Consider the following 15554-nt stretch of genomic DNA (forward strand, 5'->3'; position numbering starts at 1 on the left):
GTGGACAAGTCCACGGTCGGCATCGTCGTGCCGACGGGCTACTCCTTCAACCTGGACGGCACTGCCATTTACCTGACGATGGCCGCCATCTTCATCTCGGACGCCATGAACGTCCACATGGGACTTGGCGACCAGATCAGCCTGCTGGTGTTCATGATCATCGCCTCCAAGGGAGCGGCGGGCGTGTCCGGCGCAGGCATCGCCACGCTGGCAGCCGGCCTACAGTCCCATCGCCCGGAGCTGCTGGGCGGCGTGGACATCATCGTCGGCATCGACCGCTTCATGTCCGAAGCTCGTGCGCTGACCAACTTCTCCGGCAACGCCGTGGCCACCCTGCTGGTCGGCAAGTGGACACACACCGTCGACAAGGAGCAGGTCAAGCGCGTGCTGAACGGTGAAGATCCGTACGTGGATGCCGGGGACGACCACAACGTCGACCTCAAATACCCGTCGGTGAAGAACCCGGCCACGGCACACCTGCAGCCAACCCCGCAGGTCAACCTAGACGACTACCGTCAGCAATAGCCTGGCGACGGGCGGTTTGCGGAGATTGCAGCCCGGGCAAGCGCGCAGTGGGCGCTGGGCATGTCCGACCGCTGACGGTGGCCGCCGGGCGGCGGAGACCGCAGCCAGGGTAGGTGGCGGGACCGCGGCTCGGGCAAGCGCGCAGTGGGCGCTGGGCATGTCCGACCGCTGTCCGTGTCCGGCGCGGCAGCAGGGGACTGCCGCGTAAGAGGGATCACCGGCAGGGCTATACTGAAGCGCATGTCACATGAAGCTTCACGTCCCGTAAGCGAGGAAAACGCCCCGGCAGGGCAAGTCCCAAACACGGAAGAAAACGCCGGCACGGAGACCACCGCAGCTGCAACCACCGCCGGTGCTGGAACCACGTTTGGTGCAGGAGCCACCGCCGGTGCTGATTCCACCGCAGGCACGGAGGCCATCTCCGGCGCAGAGTATCTGAAGAAGATCGTCTCTGCCCCCGTCTACCGCGTGGCCACGAACACGCCACTCGAGAACATGGAAACGCTGTCCAAGCGCATCGGCAACGAAGTGTTGGTCAAGCGCGAAGACCTGCAGCCCGTGCACAGCTTCAAGATCCGCGGTGCATTCAACCGCATGTCCCAGCTCACGGACGAAGAGCGCGCCCGCGGAGTCGTCGCCGCCTCCGCCGGCAACCACGCCCAGGGCGTAGCGCTCTCCGGCACGGAACTCGGCATCCGCACCGTCATCGTCATGCCGGAAGTGACCCCCAGCATCAAAATCGATGCCGTCCGCAGCTTCGGCGGGGAAGTGCTGCTGCACGGCGCGAACTTCGACGAAGCCAAAGCCAAGGCCATGGAACTATCCGAAGTAGAAGGCATGGTCTGGGTCGCACCCTTCGACGACGAAGCCGTCATCGCCGGCCAAGGCACCGCCGGGCTGGAAATCTTCCAATCCCGCCCCGACGTCGACCGCGTCTTCGTGCAGGTCGGCGGCGGCGGACTGGCCGCCGGAATCTCCGTGCTTCTCAAAGAACTAGACCCCAACATCCAGGTCATCGGCGTGGAGCCCGAAGAATCCGCCTGCCTCACCCATGCGCTAGCCGCCGGACACCCCGTGGCTCTCGATCACGTCAGCCTCTTCGCAGAAGGCGTGGCCGTCAAGCAGATCGGCAGCGAAACCTTCCGAGTGTGCCGCGAATACCTCGACGACGTCATCACGGTCAGCTCGGATGAGATCAGCGCTGCCATCAAGGACATCTTCGACGACACTCGCGCCATCGCCGAGCCAGCCGGCGCCGTCGCCCTGGCAGGCCTGAAGCGTTACGCCGCCACCCACCAGGTCGAAGGGGAAACCCTTGCACACGTCCTCTCCGGCGCGAACGTGAACTTCCACTCCCTGCGCTACGTCTCCGAACGCGCGGAAATCGGCGAGGGCGGCGAAGGCATCTTCGGCGTGAGCATCCCCGAACGCGAGGGAGCCTTCCTCGAGTTCTGCAAAATCCTCGGCCACCGTGCCGTCACAGAATTCAGCTACCGAGTCGGCCAGCGCGACGGGGAAAAGCCCGCCCGCATTTTCGTGGGCGTCAAGCTCAAGAACGGCGAAGACGAGCGCAAGGCCATCGCCGAAGACCTCCACGAGGCAGGCTACGGCGTGGTCGACCTGTCTGACGACGACGTGGCCAAGGAACACGTCCGCTACATGATCGGCGGCACCCCCGGCCAGCACGTCGATGAAACCGCCTACAGCTTCGAGTTCCCCGAAAACCCGGGAGCCCTGCTGCACTTCCTGGAAGTCCTGGGAACCCGCTGGAACATCACCGGTTTCCACTACCGCAGCTTCGGCATGGACCACGGCCGCGTGCTGGCGGCGTTCGAGGACGTCTCCGGCGACGCAGAGTTCCAGGAGCACCTGCAGCAGCTCGGCTATCACGCCACGGACGTGACGGACAGCCCGGCCTACGACTTCTTCATCAGCGCCGAGTAATAGGCGCCGAAAAGCGGACGGGCGCCGAGCGCGCGGGGCAGCGGTTCGCGGGCGCCGGAACGCTGACCGCGGAGCTACAGCACACTGGCGCGCGGCATAACGCAGCGCTAGCGCTAGCTGAAGAACGCGCCGAAGATCGAGCCGAGCTGGCGCAAATGCTCAACTTCACTGAGCAGGAAGTCCGGCCCACCCGGGCGCCCAATAATCAGCAGCAGGCTCGTGCCCTCGATCGGGGTGCCCGCCAGCGCAGAATCCATCACCACCCAGTTCTCGGGAATCCAATCCTCGCGCTCTGGGTTCAGCACGCGCGCCTCGTCCAGCGGCGGGTGATCCAGCTCCTTCCCGTTGTCTTCCGGCGCGGCAGGGGAAGCCGCCACCCGGTGAGTCCGCGGCAACGTATCCAGCACGACCGCCCAGCCTGCCGTCATGGAGCGCGGCAGGTCCTGCATCATGATCTCTAGCGCCTTTTCTTTGTGACGCCGCTTCTCCGCCACCCCGGACAGCATCTGAATCTGGCCACGTCGGTCGATAGAACCTGTGAAGGGGCGAATCGAGTCGACGTAGAAACCGTCGAGCTCCTGTGTGGCCGTGATCAGGCTGTCGGGCAGATGCCCAGACGGCAGGGAGACGACAATGTCGTCCATGACAAAGTCGGGCTCATCCTGTTCCGCCCGGCCGACGATATCCACACCGCGAATGTCACCGCCGACAGTTCCCAGCGCCATGGCCAGCAGACCAAGGGAGCCGGGGGTATCGGGCATACGCACACGCATAAGGAAAGACATGGCACCGATACTAGCGCCACCTGAAGTCCACGGGGGTTACTTGCCTTGGCTAGAGTAGAACCCATGTCTGAGATTTCGCGCGAAGATGTTGCCCACCTGGCCCGCCTGGCTCGCCTGGACCTGGGGGAGCAGGAATTGGATGAATACGCAGCTCAGATCGACGGGATCGTCGATCACGTGGCCGCGATCAGGAAGGTAGACACCGAAGGTGTCGAGCCGCTGAGCCACCCCACTCAGAACGTTGACGGCGACGTAGCCGTGATGCGTGAAGATGTGGTCGTCCCGAGCCTCACCGCAGAGCAGGCCCTGAACCAGGCGCCGAAGCAGAGCGAGCAGCGCTTCGAGGTGCCGCAGATCCTCGCGGACTAGGCCGGCACCAAACGAACCACCTCGACGGAGCAGCTGGCGGGCGCCGGCAGACACCGCTGGGCGCCTACAGGCACTGCTGGTCGCTGACGGGCACCACAGGGTAAGGCCGTCGGTAGTGTCGCTGGGGCTTCGGCACAGTTGCGGCGGGTGGCGTCACAAAGGCTAAAGATAAGCGTCAAAGACTTAAGCTTTAAAGAATCAAAGAGTTTAAAGAACTTAAAGAACGAAGGAACTGTAGGAACACTCATGGCTGAGAACAAGTACATCGTCGGTTCCCGGGACGACTCGGACTACACCACCTGGACCGCCGCGGAACTGGCGGAGAAGATCCACGCGCGCGAGATCAGCTCCCAGGAAGTTACCCAGGCCCACCTGGATCGCATCGGTGAGATCGACAGCGATATCCACGCATTCCTGCACGTCGGCGCCGATGAGGCGCTGGCGGCGGCCTCCAACGTTGACGACGCACTGGCCGCCGGTGACCAGCCGACCAGCAAGCTGGCCGGCGTGCCGCTGGCGCTGAAGGACGTCTTCACCACCACCGACGCGCCGACCACGTGTGCCTCCAAGATGCTGGAAGGCTACATGAGCCCCTACGACGCGACCGTCACCATGCGTCTGCGCGCCGCCGGCATCCCGATCCTAGGCAAGACGAACATGGACGAGTTCGCCATGGGCTCCTCCACCGAGAACTCCGCCTACGGCCCCACGAAGAATCCCTACGACCTGGAGCGCACGCCAGGCGGCTCCGGCGGTGGCTCGTCGGCGGCGCTGGCCGCCGGCATGGCTCCGCTGGCTATCGGTACGGACACGGGTGGCTCCATCCGCCAGCCCGCCGCGCTGACCAACACCGTCGGTGTGAAGCCGACCTACGGCACCGTTTCCCGTTACGGCCTGGTGGCCTGCGCCTCCTCGCTGGACCAGGGTGGCCCGACGGCGCGCACGGTCCTGGATACCGCGCTGCTGCACGAGGTTATTGCGGGGCATGACGCCAACGACTCGACCTCCTCCTCCCACGCCGTCGCGCCGGTTGTCGAGGCTGCGAAGCAGGGCGCCTCCGGAGACTTGAGCGGCGTGAAGCTGGGTGTGGTTAAGCAGTTTGAGCGGGCCGAGGCCTTCCAGCCGGGCGTGCTGGAGACCTATCACGCCAACCTGGAGCAGCTGAAGTCCCAGGGGGCTGAGCTGGTGGAGGTCGACTGCCCGAACTTCGACCACGCGCTGAACGCCTACTACCTGATCCTGCCGTGTGAGGTCAGCTCCAATCTGGCCCGCTTCGACGGCATGCGCTACGGCCAGCGCCGCGGAGACGACGGCACCCGTTCCGCCGACCAGGTGATGAGCATGACCCGCGCCGAAGGCTTCGGCCCGGAGGTCAAGCGCCGCATCATGCTGGGCACCTACGCCCTGTCCGTCGGCTACTACGACGCCTACTACCTGCAGGCTCAGCGCGTACGCAACCTGATCTCCCAGGACTTCGCCAAGGCCTACGAGCAGGTCGACGCGATCGTCGCGCCCGTGACGCCGTCCACTGCTTTCAAGCTGGGCGAGAAGGTCGATGACCCGCTGGCAATGTACATGTTCGACCTGTTCACGCTGCCGTTGAACCTGGCGGGCGTGTGCGGCATGTCCGTGCCCGGTGGTTTCGCCAGCGACTCCGGCCTGCCGACCGGCCTGCAGATCATGGGCCCGGCGCACGGCGACGACCGCCTGTACCGAGTCGGCGCGGCCTTCGAGACCGGCCGCGCCTAGCCAGCCCGAGACGGAGACCTCGGCGAGCGCATCCGTGGCAGGCGTGCAGAAATGGTCAGGCCCGGACGACCCGCGGCGGAGGCCACGGATCCGCGTATGGTGGGGGACATGGGTAAAATTCCCGAACTTTACACAGGCGACGGCTTCGTCGAAGACCCCGACGGGTCCCGACGTTGGGGAGTCCTCGGCGCGGCGGGGCTGTTCCTCGTCACCGACGACCGCCACGTGCTGATGCAGCACCGCGCAAAGTGGACCAACCGCGGCGGCACCTGGGCTCTGCCCGGCGGCGCCATCGACGTCGGCGAATCACCCGCCGACGGCGCCCTCCGCGAAACATGGGAAGAGACAGGCGTGGGGGCGTCATCGGTAAAGGTACACCGAGAAATCGTCACCTCCACCGTGCCCGTCGAGGTTGCGTACTGCCGCCTGCCCGTCCGCGACGACGAGTGGCACCTCTTTGCCGACATCGAGAAAATCGTCGAACGCAGCGGAGACCCTCGGAAGGCCCTGCAGGACTTCCCAGTCCGACACCCCAGCCTCGACGCATCGCTAGACGCCCACGGAATCTTCGGACTCGGCGGCACATTCTGGTGGCAATACGAAAACCCGGAAATCAACGAGTGGACGTACACCACCGTCCTGGCCACCTGCTCCGAACACCTGGAACTGCACCCGACAGCCGAGTCACTGGAACTACTGTGGCAACCCATCGACCAGCTGGAAGAGCTACCACTGATGCCGGAGTTTAAGGCCAGTTTGCCCGCCATCCGGGCAGCAGTAGACTCCCTTTAAGTGAAATACCCCGCGCTGCCGCTTCCACTTCCGCAGGCATGGCGCGCCCTCGTGGCGCTGTGCATCGGCTTCTTCATGATCCTGCTGGATCAAACGATCGTCGCCGTCGCCACGCCCGCATTCCAAGCCGACCTGCACGCCGACTACGGCCAAGTGCTGTGGGTCACCAGCGCCTACCTGTTGGCGTTCGCGGTGCCTCTGATGGTCACCGGCCGGCTCGGCGACCGCTTCGGCCCGAAGAACCTATACATCGCGGGAATGACGATCTTCACGCTCTCGTCACTTGCCTGCGGACTGGCCGGCAGCATCGAAACGCTTATTGCCGCCCGCGCCGTGCAAGGTATTGGCGGATCTTTATTGACGCCCCAGACCATGAGCGTGATCAACCGCATCTTCCCGCGCGACAAGCGCGGGGCAGCACTGGGCATCTGGGGCGCCACGGCGGGAATCTCCACTCTCGCCGGGCCGCTTCTCGGAGGATTCATCACCCAATACGCAACCTGGCAGTGGGTATTTTTCATCAACGTGCCCATCGGCGTGCTGTCCGTGGTGATGGTCGCCCGCTGGGTACCGCGGTTCCAGCCGACCGACGAACGCATCAACGTGCCGTCGATCCTGCTTTCCATGGTGGCGATGACGATGGTGATCTACGGCATCCAAGAAGGCGACCCCGCCGGCTGGGCGCCGTGGATCTGGGGATTGCTGTTCGGAGGCGTGGCGCTGCTGGTGGCCTTCGTCTGGCTGCAATCCCGCCTATCCGCCGACAGCGCGCTGGTTCCGATCTCCCTGTTCACACGCCGCCACTTCGCATTCGGCAACGCATCCATCTTCACCATGGGGTTTACCGTCGCCGGCATGATGGTGCCAGTGATGATGTACCTGCAGGAAGTCCACCTCTTCAGCCCGATGAAGGCATCGTTTGTTGTGACCCCCATGGCCATCATCGCTGGAATTATGGCGCCGTTCGTCGGCCGGCTGGTCGACCGCTACGAACCCCGCCGCTTCGCCGTCCTCGGGTTCTGCCTGATGGCCGTAGGCGTAGCCGCGCTGGTGTTCTCCATGCGGCCAGAACGGCCACTTTGGATGATGATCGGGGCGTTCGTGATACTCGGATTCGGAAACTCCTTCGTCTGGGCCCCGAACTCCACCACCACCCTGCGCGACCTGCCTCCCCAGTTCGCCGGCGCCGGCTCTGGAACGTACAACGCCACCCGCCAGCTCGGCGCCGTCACCGGAGCCGCCGTTATCGCCGCAGTCGTCCAAGCGCGCGTCAGCGTAGTCGGCCCCCAGGCCTTCGGCGACTCCCTGCTGCCCGCGGTGATCATGCTGATGCTCGGCGCAGTGGCCTCCGGAATGGCTCGGCCAGAGGTCAGTCGCGGAGACGAGTAGGCGTCAATCATAAAGACAATAAAGACCGGAAAACCAGTAGAGGCCAGCAAAACCCCCGAAACCGTCGCGAAATAATCCCGCCCGGCAGATCCCGCGGGGTATCGCTAAACTTTAAAACATGCGTATTGCGACCTTGACCAGTGGTGGAGACTGCCCAGGATTGAACGCCGTCATCCGAGGCATCGTACGGACAGCGGCCGGGGAAGGCCATACCGTCGTCGGATTCGAAGACGGCTGGCAGGGACTGCTGGAAGACCGCCGCGTGCAACTCTACGACGATGATTTCATCGACCGGATCCTACGCCGCGGAGGCACCATCCTCGGCACCGGACGCCTGCACCCCGACGACTTCATGGCCGGCATCGACCGCGTTAAAGCCAACCTCGCGGACGCGGGCATCGACGCGTTGATCCCCATCGGCGGCGAAGGCACTCTGAAGGGCGCGCGCTTCCTGCACGACAACGGCGTGCCAGTCATCGGCGTGCCGAAGACCATCGACAATGACGTCAACGGAACCGACTACACCTTCGGCTTTGATACCGCCGTCGCCGTCGCCACCGACGCCATCGACCGCCTGCACACCACCGCCGAATCACACGACCGCGTGATGATCGTGGAAGTCATGGGCCGCCACGTCGGCTGGATCGCGCTACACGCGGGCATGGCCGGCGGAGCTCACGAAATCCTGATCCCGGAGTTCCCTTTCGACATCGACGACGTCTGCCGCCGCATGGCCCGCCGATTCCAGCTGGGGGAGAAGTACGGCATCATCGTTGTCGCCGAAGGCGCACTGCCGAAGGAAGGCACCCTGGACGTCGCCGAGCGCGAAGTGGACCAGTTCGGCCACGAGAAGTTCCAAGACATGTCCGCGCTGATTGCCAAGGAAATCGAAAGCCGCCTGGATACCGACGTGCGTTCCACCGTGCTGGGACACATCCAGCGCGGCGGAACTCCCACCGCGTTTGACCGCGTGCTGGCAACTCGGTTTGCTGTGAATGCCACCAAGGCCGCCATCCGGGGGGAGTTTGGCAAGGTAGTAGCGCTCAAGGGCGGCAGCATCGAGCTGATCGACTTTGAAGAGGCAGTCGGCACGCTGAAGGAAGTTCCTGAGAGGCGCTATGAAACGGCGCGCTCGCTGTTCGGCTAGCGGACGCCGCGGACGCCGCGAGCCGCAGGGCGGCGGAGGCGCGCGAGCAGCCTGGCGCGGCGCAATAGCGACAGAGCCAAGCGCCACAGGTAGGGCGCGCTGTGTGGCCGACGTTAAGCCAGCGCCGGGCGGTGCTGAAATGCGGTACAGCACGCCTGGCGGAGAATTGTCAAGGGGGAATTGAAAAGCCTGTGGAAAACGCTTACGAAGGGGGCAAGTTATCCACAGGCGGTTGAGCGGGGAGGGGCAGAAATCTTGCGCATGGTTTAGCGTTCGGGGCATGGAAAAGTTGCAGCAGCTCGCGGAGCTCAAGCGTCAAGTAGCGGACGCGCAGCGCCATGGCGTGGAGCTGCTGACAGAAGCCATTGGCACGCCCGCCGAACAGTTGCCGCTGGAACGCGAATATGCGCGGAGCGTGGCGCGGGCCGCGGAACACTTCTCCGGGGCGGCATACTCGCGATACAAGAAGCGGGCGCTAGAAGCCGCCCAACGCAACGGGCACGGCCTGGATGTGCTGATACTGATTGCCGAGCGAGCTCGGGCACTGGGGATCAGGCAGCGTTATGTGTTTACCGAAGCGCTATGCAATACCGCTGGAGATTATGCGGCCATTTCGCGCCGGGCGACGCAACTGCGGCGCGAAATGCAGGGGCCGCGGGTGCCCGACGACGGAGGACGCCGGATCATGCACGGCACGAAGACCACCATCCAGTTCACGGGGCCGTCGCACCGCATGTCGGAGATATGGGAGTCCGCACGCCTGGATCCACTGGCGTGGCTCACGGAGAATCGCACCATTCAACGCAGCACGCTGACCACCAATGTCGTGGTCAGCTTGGATGAATACGTGCAGGTTCTCAGAGGCCAAGGGGATGAGATTGAGCTGCGGGCCACCAACGGTGCCGTACTCACCGGGGCGGAATACGTCGCTCGTCGCCTAGAAGACGCCGGTTTTCCCCGCCAGCTATCCACGCCAATTGCAGAGGTCCCAAACGCCGACGCTTCAATCGTCGACGCCTTAGTCGCCGACGCCTTAGTCGCCGACGCAGCGGTGACGCCGACGCTTACGCCTGATATTGCTGCTCAAGCTGAGGCTTTTGACAAATGGCGCGGAGGCGGTGTGGTCGACGCGGCAGGGACGGCGGGCGTGACGCTGAAGGATGGAGATTGCATCACGCTGATAGCCCCGGAGCGAGGGCCGGTGAATTTGTACAGGGCGAAGCGGTTGGCGTCATCAAAACAGCGCCGAATGCTGGAAGCCGAAACGACGCGGTGCGCCTGGCCGGGATGTGGGCGTCCGGCGAGTGAATGCCAAGTACACCACCTGCAGGAATTTGCGAAAGGCGGAGAAACAAACCCCGAAAACATGACGCTTTTGTGTCCGTATCACAATGGCGTGAACGGGCAACGCGGCCGCGGGCGGATGGCGCGCGAAGGCGGGCGCGTCACCTGGCTGCCGCCGAGCCCGCCGGGACGCGGGGAACCGCCGGAACCGCCGAGACCGCCGGGACGCGGGGAGCGGGGATCAGACGGACATCGTGGATGGAAGGACTAGGGACGCTGAAATGCGTGAGAGGTGCGCGGAGTCGCGGCTGCGTTGACGCGGCGGCGGTGCTGACGCGTTGGGAGGTGCCGGGGTGCCCGAAAAAGGTGCGCGGAGGCACGGCCGCGGGCGCCCAGCGACCCTAACGCCACACAGCCACGGGGACGTATTAAGATGGCTGGCATGACTGCGCCTGTCTACGATTACTCCGATGATGTGATGGACTTCGACGAAGTGCTGGAGCGCTTCGACCCGGTAATGGGCATGGAAGTTCACGTCGAACTCGCCACGAAGACGAAGATGTTCTCCACGTCCTCCGCGGAATTCGGCGACGCACCAAACAGCAACGTCGACCCATGCAGCCTCGGCCTGCCAGGCGCGCTGCCCGTCGTAAACAAGCTAGGCGTGGAGTGGGCCATCAAGATCGGCCTGGCGCTGAACTGCGAGATTGCTCCGAAGTCCCGCTTCGCACGCAAGAACTACTTCTACCCAGACCAGCCGAAAAACTACCAGATCTCCCAGTACGACGAGCCCATCGCCTACGACGGATACCTGGACGTCGTATTGGAAGACGGCACCGAATGGCGCGTGGAGATCGAACGCGCCCACATGGAAGAAGACACCGGCAAGCTGACCCACCTCGGCGGCGCAGACGGCCGCATCCATGGAGCCACCGCATCCCTGGTGGACTGCAACCGCGCAGGCGTGCCACTGATTGAAATTGTGACCAAGCCGATCGAAGGCGCCGGCGAACGCGCACCGGAAGTTGCGAAGGCATACGTCTCCGCACTGCGCGACCTCGTCAAGGCACTCGGCGTATCCGACGCACGCATGGACCAGGGCTCCATGCGCGTGGACTCCAACCTGTCCCTGCGCCCCGTCGGCACCACCGAATACGGCACGCGCACCGAAACGAAGAACATCAACTCTCTGAAGTCCGTCGAGCAAGCCGTGCGCTTTGAAATGCAGCGCCAAGCAGCCTGCCTCGTTAACGACGTAGAGATCGTTCAGGAAACCCGCCACTACCAGGAAACCGACGGCACCACCTCCAAGGGACGTCCGAAGGAAACCATGGCGGACTACCGCTACTTCAACGACCCGGACCTGCCGCCCGTACTCGCCCCCGCCGAGTGGGTCGAAGAGATCCGCGCCACCCTGCCGGAAATGCCGTGGATCCGTCGCGCCCGCATCCAGGAAGAATGGGGCCTGAAGGACGAGGAAATGCGCGACCTCGTCAACGCCGGCGCCCTGGATCTAGTGGTCGACACCGTCGAAGCAGGCGCCAAGCCCGACGAAGCTCGCTCCTGGTGGGTCTCCTACCTCGCAGGCAAGGCAAATGAACAAGGTGTAGAGCTTTCCGGTCTCGACATCACGCCGACTCAGGTGGCGCGGGTGGCGTCACTAGTAAACGAAGGCAAGCTCACCACCAAGCTTGCACGTCAAGCAGTCGACGGAGTGCTGGCGGGCGAAGGCGACGTCGACGAGGTCGTCGCAGCGCGCGGCCTGGAAGTTGTGCGCGATGACGGCGCCATCGAAGCGGCAGTCGACGAGGCTCTGGCCGCAAACCCGGACATCGTCGAAAAGTATCGCGCGGGCAACAAGAAGGTCACCGGTGCGATTGTCGGCGCCGTCATGAAGGCCACCAAGGGCAAGGCAGACCCCGCGCAGGTCAACCAACTGATCGCTAAGAAGCTCAGCTAGCAGCGCCCGAGCCCAATGGGTGGCGGAGACGAAGCGCTGCCGTAGCCGGGGACGTTGGAAAAGTCGGACCCGCCGGGCTCGCCGGAAATGCCGGACCGTCGGAGTCGAAAGGTGCGCGGAAACTCGGCAGGCACACAGCCGATGGAGTATGCCATCGAAGACATGCCGAGTGACCTCCCGCGCAAATCGCGCTGGTCAGAATAGTCTGGAGTGCGTGAATAACAACGCGAAGCCCAACAGTCCAGACGACGCTTTGTTCGGCAACTCCGCGGATGATCTGGCGGATGACCTGAATAACGACATCGACGTGCCCGTCTACCGTCGGGACGCGCAGAAGCCCGCGGACGCCACACCTCCCGCCAAGGCGACCAAAATTGACAAGTCTGGCGAAGAGACTGTCGGCGAGGAAACCGTGGAATCGTCAGCAGCAGAGGATGCCAAGCTCGAAGCTCCAGAGAGGGGGAAGGCTTCCGGGGGAGAGGCGAAGTCGGCGAAAACGTCAGAGCCGACCGAGTCGGCCTCCGCGGCTGCTGTGGCGGCTGAGGGCGCTCCGAACAAGGACACTGGTTCGGAGCGTGCGTCGACGGGCACATCCGCCGACGCTTCGGCTGAAATTCCAGGGACTGAAGCTCCAGAGGCTGAAACTCCCGTAGAGCAGAAGCCCGCCAAGCGGGATATCTACGCGGTGCTGGGCCGGGCGCGTCCGCAGCGCATTGAGAGCCGCCCGCCGGAGCCGGAAGTGGATCTGTCGAAGCTGGATTCCTCCCAGCCCGCTGGCGCTCGCGCTGAGGAGGGCGCGGCCAGTGGCGCGTCCGACCGTTGGGGCAAGGTTGATGACGCCAACCCGGCGGAGCGGCCCACCACTTCAACCAACGATCAGGCCTTCAGCCGAAATGCGAAGACCGGCGCGGGCGCGGGCGCGGGCACTGACCGTGACGCGGCGGGTGTGGCTCATGATTCTGAGATTGGCGGCGCTGGCACGGCCGCCGGGGCCGACACGGCCGCGGATGCTGGGGTTGCTGGTGCTGGTGTGACTGGCGCGGGCGCGGGCACTGACCGTGACGCGGCGGGTGTGGCTCATGATTCTGAGATTGGCGGCGCTGGCACGGCCGCCGGGGCCGACACGGCCGCGGATGCTGGGGCTGCCGGCGCGGGTGCCGGTGCAGTAGCGGAAGTTAAGCGAGGCACCACCAGCTTCGGACTGTTCATCCTGCGCGCAGTGCTGGGCGCGTACCTGCTGGTACGCGGCCTGCAGACGCTGTTCGCCTTTGGCGGAGACCCGGGCGTCGACGTATTCCAGAGCCAACTGGGCAACTACAACTTCACCGACATCCTCGCCATCGGCATCCCCGTCGCGGAGGTTGTCGCCGGCGGGCTACTGCTCCTCGGCCTCGTCACACCTTTCGGCGCGGCACTCGCCACAGTCGTCGGCGGTTTCATGGCATTCCACAACCTCGACAGCTTCCAAGGAACCCTATGGCCATACGGCCTGAGCCCTCACGTCCAAATGTGGGCGGCGCTGACGGTGGCGTCAATAAGCCTCATCTTCCTCGGCCCCGGCCGGATCAGCCTCGACCGCAGCAGGGGATGGGCAACCCGACCGTTGGCGTCCGCTTGGATCTTCTTCCTAGTCGCAGCAGCGGCTACCGCCGGACTGTGGCTCGGCGTGGGCGGAGGCAACCCGTTCAATTAGCTAGCTTCTTTCCGCCAATACTCGCCCCGTCGCGGTGTCCGTCTGAGCCACCGCGGCGGGGCTTCCGTCTGCGACAACCCGACCGCCCCGCGCGCCGGCTCCCGGCCCCATTTCGAGCACCCGATCCGCCTGCGCGGCAACTCGCATGTCATGCTCCACGACCACCACAGTGTTCCCGCTGTCAACCAACCGCTGGAGCACCGTCACAAGCAAATCCACGTCCGCGGGGTGCAGGCCGGTGGTCGGCTCATCCATGAGGTACACAGTGTGCCCCCGCTGAGCCCGCTGCAGTTCCGTGGCCAACTTGATTCGCTGGGCCTCGCCGCCGGAAAGCTCCGTGGCCGGCTGGCCGAGCCGGAGGTAATCCAACCCCACCGCCGACAGAGCCCGCAGAGCTCGGGCGATTGCATCTTCATCGGCGAAGACCTCCCGCGCCTCAGCGACGGTCAATTCCAGCACGTCCGCGATTGTCCGCCCGTTCCAGGTGACTTCCAGCGTTTCAGCGTTGTAACGCGCGCCGTGACAGTCGGGGCAGGGAGTGTAGCTGCCGGGCAGGAACACTAGCTCGACTTCAATTTGCCCTTCTCCGCTGCAGGTGGGGCAGCGTCCTTGGGTGACGTTGTACGAGAACCGGGAAACGGTCCAGCCCCGCCGCTTCGCTTCGTCGGTCTGTGCGAAGAGCTTCCGCACGCGGTCGAATAGCCCGGTGTAGGTTGCGAGGCAAGATCTGGGGGTTCGGCCGATGGGCTTCTGTGAGATCTGCACCAACCGGTTGATGGCAATGTCTGAGTTGAGGTCTGCGCTGAGTTTGGCCGTTGCTTTATCTGCGGAGCCCTTACTTTTTGACGCCACGTCTCCGTCGTCGACCGTCGTCTTCACTTGTTCGCGCAGTGAGTTGGCCAGCGTGTGCAGGAGCGTGGACTTGCCGGAGCCCGAGACTCCCGTGATCGCGGTAAACGTGCCGAGGCCGAATTTCACGTCGAGGCTGTTCAGGGTGCGCTCGTTGATGTCCGTGAGGCTGAGTGTGCCGGAGGGGGTGCGCGCTTCGGCGTCGGTGGTCAGTTTCAGCGGCCCGGCGGCGAGGGCTCGGCCGGTGGGGCAGTCAATTCCCGCCAGGCCCTCGCTGCCGGCGACGTCTGGGCCGCCCGCGCCACCGGTACCGCCGGCACTGTCGGTATCAGAGCAGCGGCTAGTGCTAGGGCGGTCAGCGGTACCCATACCAGCGCCGGCCGGGCTGGAACCCCCGGCTGGGGCTGCGTCCCCTACTGGGGTTGCATTTGCGCCTGCGCTGGATTTTGCGGCAGGGCTGGCGTCTGCTGCCTGGTATCGGGCTGTCACTCGGCTCTGGGGTACAACTGGATGTTGGTTTGCTTTCAGGGCAGCAGTGGTCGCTGAGCCTTGGGATGGGGTCGGGCAGCAACTCTCAGCTTGGGAGGCGTTCGGGTCCCGGAGTCTGGTCGGGTTCTGGGACTTGACCGGGCCGGAGTAGAGGATCTCCCCGCCGTGCTCGCCTGCGCCCGAGCCGACGTCGACGATCCAGTCAGCCTCCGCAACCAGGTGCATGTCGTGTTCGACCAACAGGACACTGTTGCCCGCGTCAAGGAATCCTCGGATCAGCCGCATTACTGCGCGGCGCTCCTCGGGGTGCAGACCCGCGGACGGCTCGTCCAAAACGTATGCCACTCCGAAAAGTCCCGACCGCAGCTGAGACGCCAACCGCAGCCGCTGCAGCTCACCCGCCGACAAAGTGGAGGTGGCGCGATCCAGGCTCAGGTGCCCCAAACCGAGATCCACCACAGACTCCAGGGTAGGGATCGACTGTTCCAGCAGAATCCGCTCCGCCTCCGCGCTGGCGGAATCCTCACCCGCGGGTGCGGCCGCGCTGGAATCCCTACCCGCGGGTGCGGCCGCGCTGGA

At 64.7% G+C, this 15554-nt stretch carries 12 protein-coding genes; 10 read left to right on the forward strand and 2 right to left on the reverse strand.

What is annotated here, in order from left to right:
* Positions 1–525, forward strand: a 525-nt coding sequence (locus Q0331_RS08910; RefSeq protein ID WP_298076012.1) for a cation:dicarboxylate symporter family transporter, incomplete at its 5' end; no start/stop codon positions are given.
* Positions 526–765: 240 nt separating this feature from the next.
* The gene (gene ilvA / locus Q0331_RS08915) at positions 766–2469 is read left to right on the forward strand and encodes a threonine ammonia-lyase, biosynthetic (RefSeq protein WP_298076013.1); all 1704 of its coding nucleotides are present in this window, start codon (positions 766–768) and stop codon (positions 2467–2469) included.
* Positions 2470–2582: 113 nt separating this feature from the next.
* On the opposite strand, the gene Q0331_RS08920 is transcribed toward ilvA, so the two are convergent.
* Positions 2583–3254, reverse strand: coding sequence for an amino acid-binding ACT domain protein (locus Q0331_RS08920; RefSeq protein ID WP_298076014.1), 672 nt, complete (start codon positions 3252–3254; stop codon positions 2583–2585).
* Positions 3255–3317: 63 nt separating this feature from the next.
* On the opposite strand from Q0331_RS08920, the gene gatC reads away from it, so the two are divergent.
* From gatC to Q0331_RS08960, 8 genes are all read left to right on the forward strand, one after another.
* On the forward strand, positions 3318–3623 hold the full coding sequence (gene gatC, locus Q0331_RS08925) for an Asp-tRNA(Asn)/Glu-tRNA(Gln) amidotransferase subunit GatC (RefSeq protein WP_298076015.1): 306 nt from the start codon (positions 3318–3320) through the stop codon (positions 3621–3623).
* A gap of 246 nt (positions 3624–3869) precedes the next feature.
* Positions 3870–5372: an Asp-tRNA(Asn)/Glu-tRNA(Gln) amidotransferase subunit GatA gene (gatA, locus tag Q0331_RS08930; RefSeq protein ID WP_298076016.1), complete on the forward strand. Its 1503-nt coding sequence runs from the start codon at positions 3870–3872 to the stop codon at positions 5370–5372.
* A gap of 108 nt (positions 5373–5480) precedes the next feature.
* Positions 5481–6164, forward strand: a complete 684-nt coding sequence (locus tag Q0331_RS08935; RefSeq protein WP_298076017.1) for an NUDIX hydrolase — start codon at positions 5481–5483, stop codon at positions 6162–6164.
* Positions 6165–7553 (forward strand): DHA2 family efflux MFS transporter permease subunit, encoded by a 1389-nt coding sequence (locus Q0331_RS08940; protein WP_298076018.1) that lies wholly within the window; start codon positions 6165–6167, stop codon positions 7551–7553. It abuts the gene before it with no gap.
* Between the two features lie 118 nt (positions 7554–7671).
* Positions 7672–8700: an ATP-dependent 6-phosphofructokinase gene (locus tag Q0331_RS08945; RefSeq protein ID WP_298076019.1), complete on the forward strand. Its 1029-nt coding sequence runs from the start codon at positions 7672–7674 to the stop codon at positions 8698–8700.
* 280 nt (positions 8701–8980) lie between these two features.
* Positions 8981–10255 carry an HNH endonuclease signature motif containing protein gene (locus Q0331_RS08950; RefSeq protein ID WP_298076020.1) on the forward strand — a complete coding sequence of 425 codons (1275 nt, stop codon included), beginning with the start codon at positions 8981–8983 and terminating at the stop codon, positions 10253–10255.
* A 171-nt stretch (positions 10256–10426) separates the two neighbouring features.
* Positions 10427–11944, forward strand: coding sequence for an Asp-tRNA(Asn)/Glu-tRNA(Gln) amidotransferase subunit GatB (gene gatB / locus Q0331_RS08955; protein WP_298076021.1), 1518 nt, complete (start codon positions 10427–10429; stop codon positions 11942–11944).
* A 214-nt stretch (positions 11945–12158) separates the two neighbouring features.
* Positions 12159–13637: a DoxX family protein gene (locus Q0331_RS08960; RefSeq protein ID WP_298076022.1), complete on the forward strand. Its 1479-nt coding sequence runs from the start codon at positions 12159–12161 to the stop codon at positions 13635–13637.
* Here the strand turns inward: Q0331_RS08960 and Q0331_RS08965 are convergent.
* Positions 13638–15554, reverse strand: a 1917-nt coding sequence (locus Q0331_RS08965) for an ATP-binding cassette domain-containing protein (protein ID WP_298076023.1), incomplete at its 5' end; no start/stop codon positions are given. It abuts the gene before it with no gap.

This window comes from uncultured Corynebacterium sp., from assembly GCF_937999985.1.
Classification (GTDB): Bacteria; Actinomycetota; Actinomycetes; order Mycobacteriales; family Mycobacteriaceae; genus Corynebacterium.

What these genes read in the sequence shown, in the direction of transcription:
- Q0331_RS08935 (WP_298076017.1), top strand. Translation starts at nt 5,481, where the DNA reads ATGGGTAAAATTCCCGAACTTTACACAGGCGACGGCTTCGTCGAAGAC.
- Q0331_RS08920 (WP_298076014.1), bottom strand. Translation starts at nt 3,254, where the DNA reads ATGTCTTTCCTTATGCGTGTGCGTATGCCCGATACCCCCGGCTCCCTT.
- Q0331_RS08945 (WP_298076019.1), top strand. Translation starts at nt 7,672, where the DNA reads ATGCGTATTGCGACCTTGACCAGTGGTGGAGACTGCCCAGGATTGAAC.
- gatC (WP_298076015.1), top strand. Translation starts at nt 3,318, where the DNA reads ATGTCTGAGATTTCGCGCGAAGATGTTGCCCACCTGGCCCGCCTGGCT.
- ilvA (WP_298076013.1), top strand. Translation starts at nt 766, where the DNA reads ATGTCACATGAAGCTTCACGTCCCGTAAGCGAGGAAAACGCCCCGGCA.
- Q0331_RS08950 (WP_298076020.1), top strand. Translation starts at nt 8,981, where the DNA reads ATGGAAAAGTTGCAGCAGCTCGCGGAGCTCAAGCGTCAAGTAGCGGAC.
- gatA (WP_298076016.1), top strand. Translation starts at nt 3,870, where the DNA reads ATGGCTGAGAACAAGTACATCGTCGGTTCCCGGGACGACTCGGACTAC.
- gatB (WP_298076021.1), top strand. Translation starts at nt 10,427, where the DNA reads ATGACTGCGCCTGTCTACGATTACTCCGATGATGTGATGGACTTCGAC.